Origin of the sequence: Enterobacter sp. BIDMC93, from assembly GCF_001037805.1 — a bacterium.
GTDB classification, from domain to species: domain Bacteria; phylum Pseudomonadota; class Gammaproteobacteria; order Enterobacterales; family Enterobacteriaceae; genus Enterobacter; species Enterobacter hormaechei_C.
Genome location: NZ_KQ089962.1, coordinates 1983361 through 1994988, shown reverse-complemented (window position 1 = coordinate 1994988; position 11628 = coordinate 1983361). Strand labels below are relative to the sequence as shown.

General features: G+C 57.7%; 9 protein-coding genes. 7 read left to right on the top strand and 2 right to left on the bottom strand.

All coding sequences use genetic code 11. The annotated features are described in order from the left end of the window. Positions 1 to 23 precede the first annotated feature (23 nt). From ubiG to yfaE, 4 genes are all read left to right on the top strand, one after another. Positions 24 to 752 (top strand): bifunctional 2-polyprenyl-6-hydroxyphenol methylase/3-demethylubiquinol 3-O-methyltransferase UbiG, encoded by a 729-nt coding sequence (gene ubiG, locus SK58_RS09485; RefSeq protein ID WP_006811346.1) that lies wholly within the window; start codon positions 24 to 26, stop codon positions 750 to 752. Between the two features lie 349 nt (positions 753 to 1101). Then, entirely contained in the window at positions 1102 to 3387 is a 2286-nt protein-coding gene (gene nrdA / locus SK58_RS09480) for a class 1a ribonucleoside-diphosphate reductase subunit alpha (protein ID WP_045341046.1), read from the top strand. 49 nt (positions 3388 to 3436) lie between these two features. Further along, complete coding sequence (gene nrdB, locus SK58_RS09475; protein ID WP_048219745.1) at positions 3437 to 4567, top strand: class Ia ribonucleoside-diphosphate reductase subunit beta; 1131 nt, start codon at positions 3437 to 3439, stop codon at positions 4565 to 4567. Further along, on the top strand, positions 4567 to 4821 hold the full coding sequence (gene yfaE, locus SK58_RS09470; RefSeq protein ID WP_003859419.1) for a class I ribonucleotide reductase maintenance protein YfaE: 255 nt from the start codon (positions 4567 to 4569) through the stop codon (positions 4819 to 4821). The genes nrdB and yfaE overlap by 1 nt, the downstream gene beginning before the upstream one ends. 83 nt (positions 4822 to 4904) lie before the next feature. Here the strand turns inward: yfaE and glpQ are convergent, their stop codons facing one another. Continuing rightward, entirely contained in the window at positions 4905 to 5966 is a 1062-nt protein-coding gene (gene glpQ / locus SK58_RS09465; RefSeq protein ID WP_047719282.1) for a glycerophosphodiester phosphodiesterase, read from the bottom strand. Positions 5967 to 5977: 11 nt separating this feature from the next. Beyond that, positions 5978 to 7330, bottom strand: coding sequence for a glycerol-3-phosphate transporter (glpT, locus tag SK58_RS09460; protein ID WP_003859423.1), 1353 nt, complete (start codon positions 7328 to 7330; stop codon positions 5978 to 5980). Between the two features lie 250 nt (positions 7331 to 7580). Here glpT and glpA point away from each other — a divergent pair, with 250 nt between their 5' ends. Genes glpA through glpC form a run of 3 tightly spaced genes read left to right on the top strand, consistent with a single transcriptional unit; the run spans position 7581 to position 11603 of the window. After that, entirely contained in the window at positions 7581 to 9209 is a 1629-nt protein-coding gene (gene glpA, locus SK58_RS09455) for an anaerobic glycerol-3-phosphate dehydrogenase subunit A (RefSeq protein WP_015572285.1), read from the top strand. Further along, positions 9199 to 10416 (top strand): glycerol-3-phosphate dehydrogenase subunit GlpB, encoded by a 1218-nt coding sequence (glpB, locus tag SK58_RS09450; RefSeq protein ID WP_015572284.1) that lies wholly within the window; start codon positions 9199 to 9201, stop codon positions 10414 to 10416. The genes glpA and glpB overlap by 11 nt, the downstream gene beginning before the upstream one ends. After that, a complete protein-coding gene (gene glpC, locus SK58_RS09445) occupies positions 10413 to 11603 on the top strand; it encodes an anaerobic glycerol-3-phosphate dehydrogenase subunit GlpC (RefSeq protein WP_015572283.1) in 1191 nt (396 codons plus the stop codon). The genes glpB and glpC overlap by 4 nt, the downstream gene beginning before the upstream one ends. Positions 11604 to 11628 lie beyond the last annotated feature (25 nt).

Below are 11628 nucleotides of genomic sequence, written 5' to 3'. Positions count from 1 at the left end.
CTAAATAAGGAGTAAAAGCGCCCATGAATGCCGAAAAATCCCCGGTGGCTCACAACGTTGACCACGAAGAGATTGCCAAATTTGAAGCGGTGGCGTCCCGCTGGTGGGATCTCGAAGGTGAGTTCAAACCTCTGCATCGTATTAACCCGCTGCGTCTGGGCTATATCGCGGAGCGTTCCGGCGGTCTGTTCGGTAAGAAAGTGCTCGACGTCGGCTGCGGCGGCGGCATCCTGGCGGAAAGTATGGCGCGTGAAGGAGCCACGGTCACCGGTCTGGACATGGGCTTCGAACCTCTACAGGTTGCGCGTCTTCATGCGCTGGAGTCCGGCGTACAGGTAGAATATGTCCAGGAAACCGTGGAAGAGCACGCGGCAAAACATGCGCACCAGTATGACGTGGTGACCTGCATGGAGATGCTGGAGCACGTTCCCGATCCGCAGTCGGTGGTCAGCGCCTGTGCAAAACTGGTGAAACCGGGTGGACAGGTCTTCTTCTCGACCATCAACCGCAACGGCAAAGCCTGGCTGATGGCCGTGGTAGGCGCGGAATACGTGCTGCGCATGGTGCCGAAAGGGACGCACGACGTGAAGAAGTTCATCAAGCCTGCCGAACTGCTGGGCTGGGTTGACCAGACATGGCTTAAGGAGCAGCACATGACGGGTCTGCACTACAATCCGCTGACGGATAAATTCAAACTTGCCCCAGGTGTGGATGTTAACTATATGTTGCACACAACCGCCAAAAACGACTAACGTCATCCGTTATTCTTATAATGATTGCGCGACATCATGTTGCGCAATTCTGACCTCCCGTTGAAGAAATCAGCACTCGATCAAATTTTGAATTTTTTTTCTTAATTATTGACATCTCTTCCAGGCCTTACGGCACGAGGACTTAGCCTTTTTTACCCTTTCACAACCTCAATTTAACGTCAAAATCAACCCTTGTGCTGAAAAGATTCGATACTAGAATACTCACCATATAGCGTTCTTCTTATCGCAAAACCCCTATATGTAGTATTTATCCACAGAGTTAGTCACAAGACGGTTCTGTGGATAAGCGGGGGATATTTTTTTATTTCACGGACAGGTAAAAACCCACATGAATCAGAGTCTGCTGGTGACAAAGCGCGACGGTACCACCGAGCGTATCAATCTGGACAAAATCCATCGAGTTCTCGACTGGGCAGCAGAAGGACTGAACAACGTATCTATCTCCCAGGTTGAACTGCGTTCTCACATTCAGTTCTACGACGGCATCAAAACGTCTGATATCCACGAAACCATTATCAAAGCCGCGGCAGATCTGATCTCCCGCGACGCACCGGATTATCAGTACCTCGCTGCGCGTCTGGCGATTTTCCACCTGCGTAAAAAAGCCTACGGCCAGTTCGAGCCGCCGAAGCTTTACGATCACGTAGTGAAAATGGTCGAGCTGGGCAAATACGACACGCATCTGCTGGAAGACTATACGGAAGAAGAGTTCGAGCAGATGAACGGGTTTATCGATCACTGGCGCGACATGAACTTCTCCTACGCGGCGGTGAAGCAGCTCGAAGGCAAATACCTGGTTCAGAACCGTGTGACGGGCGAAATCTACGAGAGCGCCCAGTTCCTCTATATTCTGGTGGCCGCCTGCCTGTTCTCTAATTACCCGCGTGAAACCCGTCTGGACTACGTGAAGCGTTTCTACGATGCGGTCTCTACGTTCAAGATTTCTCTGCCTACGCCAATCATGTCTGGCGTGCGTACCCCTACCCGTCAGTTCAGCTCCTGCGTACTGATCGAGTGTGGTGACAGCCTGGATTCTATCAACGCGACCTCCAGCGCCATCGTGAAATACGTCTCCCAGCGTGCCGGTATCGGCATCAACGCCGGCCGTATCCGTGCGCTGGGCAGCCCGATCCGCGGCGGTGAAGCGTTCCACACCGGCTGTATTCCGTTCTACAAGCACTTCCAGACGGCAGTAAAATCCTGCTCTCAGGGCGGCGTGCGTGGTGGTGCAGCGACCCTGTTCTACCCGATGTGGCACCTGGAAGTGGAAAGCCTGCTGGTTCTGAAAAACAACCGCGGCGTGGAAGGCAACCGCGTGCGTCACATGGACTACGGCGTGCAGATCAACAAGCTGATGTACACCCGTCTGCTGAAAGGGGAAGACATCACCCTGTTCAGCCCGTCCGACGTCCCGGGTCTGTACGACGCGTTCTTCGCCGATCAGGACGAGTTCGAGCGTCTGTACACCAAATATGAAAAAGACGACAGCATCCGCAAGCAGCGCGTGAAAGCGGTCGATCTGTTCTCCCTGATGATGCAGGAACGTGCCTCTACTGGCCGTATCTACATTCAGAACGTTGACCACTGCAACACCCACAGCCCGTTTGATCCGGTGGTTGCGCCAGTGCGCCAGTCTAACCTGTGCCTGGAGATCGCCCTGCCGACCAAACCGCTGGAAGACGTGAACGACGAAAACGGTGAAATTGCGCTGTGTACCCTGTCCGCGTTCAACCTGGGTGCGATTAAGAGCCTGGACGAGCTGGAAGAACTGGCCGTGCTGGCGGTTCGCGCGCTGGATGCCCTGCTGGACTACCAGGATTACCCAATCCCGGCCGCTAAACGCGGGGCGATGGGTCGTCGTACCCTGGGTATCGGCGTGATCAACTTCGCCTACTGGCTGGCGAAAAACGGCAAGCGTTACTCCGACGGCAGCGCGAACAACCTGACGCACCAGACGTTCGAAGCGATTCAGTACTATCTGATGAAAGCCTCTAACGAGCTGGCGAAAGAGCAAGGCGCGTGCCCGTGGTTCAACGAAACCACCTACGCAAAAGGCATTCTGCCGATCGACACCTACAAGAAAGACCTGGATGCGATCGTCAGCGAGCCGCTGCATCTCGACTGGGAAGGCCTGCGCGAGTCCATCAAGACGCACGGCCTGCGTAACTCCACGCTCTCTGCCCTGATGCCGTCCGAGACCTCTTCGCAGATCTCCAACGCCACCAACGGTATTGAGCCACCGCGCGGTCACGTCAGCATCAAAGCGTCGAAAGACGGCGTGCTGCGTCAGGTGGTGCCGGATTACGAAACGCTGGGTAACAACTACGAGCTGCTGTGGGAAATGCCAAACAACGACGGCTACCTGCAGCTGGTGGGCATCATGCAGAAGTTTATCGACCAGTCGATCTCTGCCAACACCAACTACGACCCGACGCGCTTCCCGTCTGGCAAGGTGCCGATGCAGCAGCTGTTGAAAGACCTGCTGACCGCCTATAAATTTGGCGTGAAAACGCTGTACTATCACAACACCCGTGATGGTGCGGAAGACGCGCAGGACGACCTGGTACCGTCAATTCAGGACGATGGCTGCGAAAGCGGCGCATGTAAGATCTAATGAAGGGCGGGGATATCCCCGCCTTTATTTCGTAAGACAGGACACACTCATGGCATATACCACCTTTTCACAGACGAAAAACGACCAGCTCAAAGAGCCGATGTTCTTCGGCCAGCCGGTCAACGTGGCACGCTACGATCAGCAAAAATATGACATCTTCGAAAAGCTGATTGAAAAGCAACTCTCCTTCTTCTGGCGTCCGGAAGAAGTGGACGTCTCCCGCGACCGTATTGATTACCAGTCGCTGCCGGAACACGAAAAACATATCTTCATCAGCAATCTGAAGTACCAGACGCTGCTGGACTCCATTCAGGGCCGTAGCCCGAACGTGGCGCTGCTGCCGCTGATCTCGATTCCTGAGCTGGAAACCTGGGTAGAAACCTGGGCGTTCTCCGAGACGATCCACTCCCGCTCTTACACCCACATCATCCGCAACATCGTGAACGATCCGGCGGTGGTGTTTGACGATATTGTCACCAACGAGCAGATCCAGAAGCGCGCGGAAGGCATTGCGCACTACTACGACGAGCTGATCGAGATGACCAGCTACTGGCATCTGCTGGGCGAAGGCACGCATAACGTGAACGGCAAAACCATTACCGTAAACCTGCGGGCCCTGAAAAAGCAGCTGTACCTGTGCCTGATGAGCGTTAACGCGCTGGAAGCGATCCGCTTCTACGTGAGCTTCGCCTGCTCCTTCGCCTTTGCCGAGCGCAAGCTGATGGAAGGCAACGCCAAAATCATCCGCCTGATCGCCCGTGACGAAGCCCTGCATCTGACCGGGACTCAGCACATGCTGAACCTGCTGCGCAGCGGCGCGGACGACCCGGAAATGGCTGCGATTGCCGAAGAGTGCAAGCAGGAATGCTACGATCTGTTCGTGCTGGCCGCCCAGCAGGAGAAAGAGTGGGCAGACTACCTGTTCCGCGACGGCTCCATGATTGGCCTGAACAAAGACATTCTGTGCCAGTACGTGGAGTACATCACTAACATCCGCATGCAGGCTGTGGGTCTCGATCTGCCATTCCAGACGCGCTCTAACCCGATTCCGTGGATCAACACCTGGCTGGTGTCCGATAACGTGCAGGTTGCGCCGCAGGAAGTGGAAGTGAGTTCTTATCTGGTCGGTCAGATTGATTCTGAAGTCAACACCGACGACCTGAGCGATTTCCAGCTCTGATGAGCCGCGTAACGCTGAGCCTTTCTGGTACAGAGGTGTTGTGCCAGGAAGAGCACCCTTCTCTGCTGGTGGCGCTTGAAGCGCATCAGGTAGAAGTAGAGTACCAGTGTCGTGAAGGCTACTGCGGCTCCTGCCGCTGCCGTCTGGTCGCAGGCCAGGTAGACTGGCTGACCGAACCGCTGGCCTTTATCAGTGAAGGGGAGATTTTGCCCTGCTGCTGCCGGGCAAAAGGCGATATTGAGATCGAGATGTAATTATGTCGGGTGGCGCTTCGCTGACCCGACCTACAAAACCGCAGTTCGTAGGCCGGGTAAGGCGCAGCCGCCACCCGGCAATTTCAGCGTTTATCCTTCAAAAAGCTCACCGCTTTATCCGGGAAATCCGTAAACAACCCGTCCACATCCGCCTGGTTATACAGCACGTCGTAAAGCTGATTCACGTCCGTCGCATACTCCGGCAGCTGGTCTGCGCGTACGGTATACGGATGCACCTGCATCTTGCTCGCATGCGCCTCTTTCACCATCGCCGTCAGCTTCACGTGACCCGGCGTTGAGCCTTCCGCCACCAGCATGTGGTAATCCGGCCCGATGCCGTCGGCGTACTGCGCAATCTGCTTCATCGCGCCCGGCTTAAACATCCAGTCGTAGCTGTAGTTCACCCACTTCCCGTCCGGCTGTTTTTCCTGGGTTTCATTCCAGTCGGTATACGCAATCAGCTGCACCAGATTGAGATCCATCCCCATTTTCGGCTCCAGCTCGGTTTTGATGCGCTTCAGTTCCGCGGCGTCGAAACATTGCAGGAAAACCTTATCCTGCTTGCTGGTGTAGCCATACTTTTTCAGTACCTCCAGCGTCTTCGCGGCAATGTCCTTCCCTTCCTGATGGTGGAACCACGGCGCTTTGATTTCCGGGTAGATACCGATATTTTTTCCTGTCGAGTGGTTCAGCCCCTGAACAAACTCGATCTCCTCTTCGAAGGTGTGAATACGGAAGTCAGACTTGCCCATCGGGAAACGTCCCGGATAGACCTGTACCTTCTTACCGTTTTCAATCTCGAAGCCCTCGGTAAACTTCAGCGAGCGGATCTCCGCCAGCGTGAAGTCGATGGCGTAGTAGCGACCATCTTTACGGGCGCGATCCGGGAAACGTTCCGCCACGTCCGTCACGCGGTCAAGATAGTGGTCATGCAGAACGACCAGCTGGTCGTCCTTCGTCATCACCAGATCCTGCTCCAGATAATCCGCGCCCTGGGCATAGGCCATCGCTTTTGCCGGCAGCGTATGCTCCGGCAGATAACCGCTGGCGCCACGGTGGGCGATCACGATCTTATCCGCCGCCAGCGCGGAGCTTGTCATCAGGCCCGCCAGCAGCAGACCTGTCGCTAACTGAGTTAATTTCATCGCAATGCTCCTTATTGACGACGCGCCAGCACTTCGGCGTGGTGACGTTTTTCACCAATCATCACAACAACCAACAGCAGAACAGCCAGCACGCTGCCGCCAATCATCACCATAAAGCCGCCGTCCCAGCCGAAGAAGTCGACGGTGTAACCGACGATGGCACTTGCCGCCACTGAACCGCCGAGGTAGCCAAACAGACCGGTAAAGCCTGCCGCCGTGCCTGCCGCTTTCTTCGGCGCCAGCTCCAGGGCATGCAGACCAATCAGCATAACCGGACCATAAATCAGGAAGCCGATGACGATCATACAGGCCATATCCACACCCGGATTCCCCGGCGGGTTAAGCCAGTAAACGACCGTCGCGATGGTGACCAGCGTCATAAAGAACACGCCCGTCGCCCCACGGTTGCCCTTAAACACTTTGTCCGACATCCAGCCGCAGATCAGCGTGCCGGGAATGCCCGCGTATTCATACAGGAAATAGGCCCAGGAGGATTTATCCAGCGCGAAGTGCTTCACCTCTTTCAGGTAGGTTGGCGACCAGTCGAGGATGCCGTAGCGCAGCAGGTAGACAAATACGTTTGCCACCGCGATGTACCACAGCAGCTTGTTCGGCAGCACGTACTTCATGAAGATCTGCTTTGCCGTCAGCTCTTCTTCGTGCTTCTCGCTGTAATCATCCGGGTAGTCGTTTTTGTACTCTTCAATCGGCGGCAGGCCGCAGGACTGTGGGGTGTCGCGCATCAGAGCGAAGGCGATAATCGCCACCAGAATGGCGCCAAAGGCTGGCATATAGAGCGCGGCATGCCAGTCGTTGAACCAGGCCATCCCCAGCAGGAACAGCAGCGGCGGAAGCCCGCCCCCGACGTTATGTGCGCAGTTCCACACAGATACAATTCCACCACGCTCTTTCTGTGACCACCAGTGAACCATGGTGCGTCCGCATGGCGGCCATCCCATCCCCTGGAACCAGCCGCAGAGGAACAGCAGCACGAACATGATGGCAATGCTGGAGGTCGCCCACGGCACAAAGCCCATGAACAGCATCACCGCTGCCGCGAGGATCAGACCGGCGGGCAGGAACACGCGCGGATTCGAACGATCCGACACCGACCCCATAATGAACTTCGAAAAACCGTACGCGATGGAGATCCCCGACAGCGCAAATCCCAGATCGCCGCGAGAGAAGCCCTGCTCCACCAGGTACGGCATGGCGAGCGCAAAGTTTTTACGTACCAGATAGTACGCCGCATACCCGAAGAAGATCCCGAGGAAGATTTGCCAACGCAGACGGCGGTAGAGAGGATCAATCTCTGCCTCTGGCAGTCGCGCCCGATGTGGCGCAGGTTTAAAGATACTGAGCATAACAGCCTCCGTGGCCTTTCAAAAAATGACCGGGCATCTCGCGCCCGGCTACAGAGGCGGCGATGTTAAGAAATCACGGTGAATGTTACTGTGAATCAACGCACAGATTGTTACAGAAATATGACAGAATGCGCAAAAAAGCGCATGAAATCACGTTTCACTTTCGAATTTCGCGCGTTTATGTTCGAAATCAAACAAACCACACGATCAATGTGGCTAAATGCTAAAAAACGAACATAGAGGAAAGGCAATGACAATTCACGATCCACGCTTCAGCGATGTGATTATCATTGGCGGTGGCGCGACGGGTGCCGGCATCGCACGCGACTGCGCCCTGCGGGGATTGAGCGTCACGCTTCTGGAACGCCACGATATCGCCACCGGCGCGACGGGACGTAACCACGGTCTGTTGCACAGCGGCGCCCGCTATGCGGTCACTGACGCTGAGTCAGCACGCGAGTGTATCGCTGAAAACCAGATCCTCAGGCGCATCGCCCGCCACTGCGTTGAACCGACCAACGGTCTTTTTATCACCCTTCCAGAAGATGACCTCGGCTTTCAGCAAACCTTTATCACCGCCTGCACGGCGGCAGGCATTCAGGCCGAGGCGATCGATCCTGCGCAGGCGCGCCGTCTTGAACCCTCGGTAAACCCGGCGTTACTGGGCGCGGTAAAAGTACCGGACGGAACCGTTGATCCTTTCCGCCTGACCGCCGCCAATATGCTCGACGCGCGGGAACATGGCGCCCAGATCCTGACCGGGCATCACGTCACCGGGCTTATTCGTGAAGGTAATACCGTGCGCGGAGTGCGCGTGTTTGATGCGCAGTACAACGAACACCGCGAGCTGTATGCCGCCGTCGTGGTCAACGCGGCGGGGATCTGGGGCCAGCGCATCGCGGAATACGCGGACCTGTCGGTGCGCATGTTCCCGGCGAAAGGCTCGCTGCTGATCCTCGACCACCGCATCAATAACCATGTCATCAACCGCTGCCGTAAACCGTCTGACGCCGATATCCTCGTGCCGGGGGACACCATTTCGTTAATCGGCACGACCTCAATGCATGTGGACTACAGCGAAATTGATTACAACCGCGTCACCGCTGAAGAGGTGGATATCCTGCTGCGCGAAGGGGAAAAGCTGGCCCCGGTGATGGCGCAGACGCGTATTCTGCGTGCCTACGCGGGCGTGCGTCCCCTCGTCGCCAGCGATAACGATCCGAGCGGGCGTAACGTCAGCCGCGGCATCGTGCTGCTCGATCACGCCGAACGCGACGGCATGGACGGGTTTATCACCATTACCGGCGGCAAGCTGATGACCTACCGGCTGATGGCCCAGTGGGCCACCGATGCCGTCTGCCGTAAGCTCGGCAACACCGCACCGTGCGTGACGGCGGAACAGGCTCTGCCCGGCTCGCAGCAATCGACAGAAAAAACGCTGCACAAGATCATTTCACTCCCTGCCCCGCTTCGCGGTTCAGCGATTTACCGCCACGGCGACCGCACCCCAACCTGGCTCGGTGAAGGGCGACTCAGCCGCAGCCTGGTGTGCGAATGCGAAGCCGTGACCGCAGGCGAGGTGCAGTATGCCGTGGAAAATCTGACGGTGAACAACCTGCTCGATTTACGCCGCCGCACGCGCGTCGGGATGGGCACCTGTCAGGGGGAGCTGTGCGCCTGCCGTGCCGCCGGGCTGCTGCAACGTTTTCACGCCACCACGTCAACCCAGTCGCTTGCCCAGCTCAGCGATTTTTTAAACGAGCGCTGGAAAGGCATTCAGCCCGTCGCCTGGGGCGATGCCCTGCGCGAAAGCGAGTTTACCCGCTGGGTCTATCAGGGGCTTTGCGGTCTGGAGAAGGAGCACAACCATGAAATTTGATACCGTGATTGTGGGTGGGGGACTGGCGGGCCTGCTGTGCGGCCTCAAACTGACGCAGCGGGGTCTGCGCTGCGCCATTGTCACTCGCGGTCAGAGTGCCCTGCACTTCTCTTCCGGCTCGCTGGATTTACTGGGCGCGCTATCGTTCGCCGATCTGCCGCCTGAACATCCCTACCGCCTGACGGGCGCAGAGAATATGGCCCGCTTTGCCTGCGAAACCGAACACCTGCTCACCACCTGCGGCGCACGCATGCAGGGTGACGCCGAGCATAATCATCAGCGCGTCACGCCGCTCGGCACCCTGCGCGCCGCCTGGCTTAGCCCGGAAGAGGTGCCTGTCGCCCCCATCGCTGCCGAGCGCGTGCGGGTGGTGGGGATCAGCGGCTTCCTCGATTTCCAGCCGCATCTGGCCGCCGCGTCTCTCAGACAGCAGGGTGTTCAGGTGGATACGGCGGAGATTGATCTCCCCGAACTCGACGTGCTGCGCGAAAACCCCAGCGAGTTTCGTGCGGTGAACATTGCCCGCCTGCTGGATAATGAAAGTTACTGGCCGCAGCTGTACGCGGCGCTTCAACCGCTCGGCGAGACCTGCGACGCCCTGTTTATGCCCGCCTGTTTTGGCTTAACGGACAACCGGCTCTGGCGCTGGCTCTCGGCGCGCCTGCCCTGTACGCTCGGTTTACTGCCGACGCTCCCCCCTTCCGTGCCCGGCATTCGTCTGCACACCCAGCTTCAGCGTCAGTTTGTTGCCCAGGGTGGCGTCTGGATGGCAGGCGACGAGGTGAAAAAAATCACCCTGGCTGAGGGCGCGGTAAGCGAAATCTGGACCCGCAACCACGGCGACATCCCGCTTCGCGCACGCTTTACGGTGCTGGCAAGCGGCAGTTTCTTCAGTAACGGTCTGCTGAGCAGCCGGGATGGCGTGCGTGAGGCGATCCTCGGTCTGGACGTCCGGCAAAGCGCTTCCCGCGCGGACTGGTATCAAAGCGATTTCTTCACCCCGCAGCCCTGGCAGCAGTTCGGCGTGATCGTCGACAGCCAACTGCGCCCGCGGCTGGGCGGGGAACCGGTTGAAAATCTTTACGCCATCGGCTCGGTTCTGGGCGGGTACGATCCCGTGGCGCAGGGCTGCGGTGGCGGCGTCTGCGCCGTCACTGCGCTGCATGTCGCGGAGCAGATTATCCAGCGCAGGGAGGGAGCACAATGAACGACACCCGATTTGAAAGCTGTATCAAATGCACGGTCTGCACCACGGTTTGCCCGGTCAGCGGCGTCGATCCGCGCTATCCCGGCCCGAAACAGGCCGGTCCCGACGGGGAGCGTCTGCGCCTGAAGGATGGCGCGCTCTACGACGAGGCGCTGAAATACTGCATCAACTGCAAACGCTGCGAAGTTGCCTGCCCGTCGGACGTGAAAATAGGCGATATCATCCAGCGCGCCCGCGCCCGCTACAGTACGCAAAAACCGACGCTGCGTGACGCGATACTGAGCCACACCGATCTGATGGGTAGCCTCTCGACGCCTTTCGCGCCGGTCGTCAATGCCGCCACCGCCCTGAAGCCGGTGCGCAGGCTGCTGGATGCGACGCTCAAAATCGACCATCACCGCAGTCTGCCGAAATATTCTCACGGCACCTTCCGCCGCTGGTTTAAATCCGTGGCGGCAGAACAGGCGCAGTTCACTGAGCAGGTCGCCTTCTTCCACGGCTGCTACGTGAACTACAACCATCCGCAGCTGGGAAAAGACCTGCTGAAAGTCCTGAACGCCATGGGAACGGGCGTTCAGCTGCTGAACAAAGAAAAGTGCTGCGGCGTTCCGCTGATTGCCAACGGCTTCATCGACAAAGCGCGCAAGCAGGCGAGCAGCAACGTCACCTCTTTACGCGAGGCGATCGTCGACAAAGGGATACCGGTACTGGCGACGTCTTCAACCTGTACCTTCACGCTGCGCGATGAATATCCGCATCTGCTGGATGTGGATAACACCGGCCTGCGCGAGCACATTGAGCTGGCGACCCGTTTTCTCTGGCGCAAACTGGACAGCGGTCAGACGTTACCGCTGGGCAAATTGCCGCTGAAGGTGGTGTATCACACGCCATGTCATATGGAGAAGATGGGCTGGTCGATCTATACGCTTGAGCTGCTGCGGCTGATCCCCGGGCTGGAGCTGACGGTGCTGGACTCACGCTGCTGCGGCATCGCAGGCACGTACGGCTTCAAGCGTGAAAACTACCCAACGTCACAGGCCATTGGCGCGCCGCTGTTCCGGCAGATTGAAGAGAGCGGCGCAGATATCGTGGTGACGGACTGCGAAACTTGCAAGTGGCAGATCGAGATGTCCACCAGCAAACGCTGTGAACATCCCATTACCTTGCTGGCAAAAGCGCTGGCGTAACCGTTGCCGGGGACACGGCCCCGGC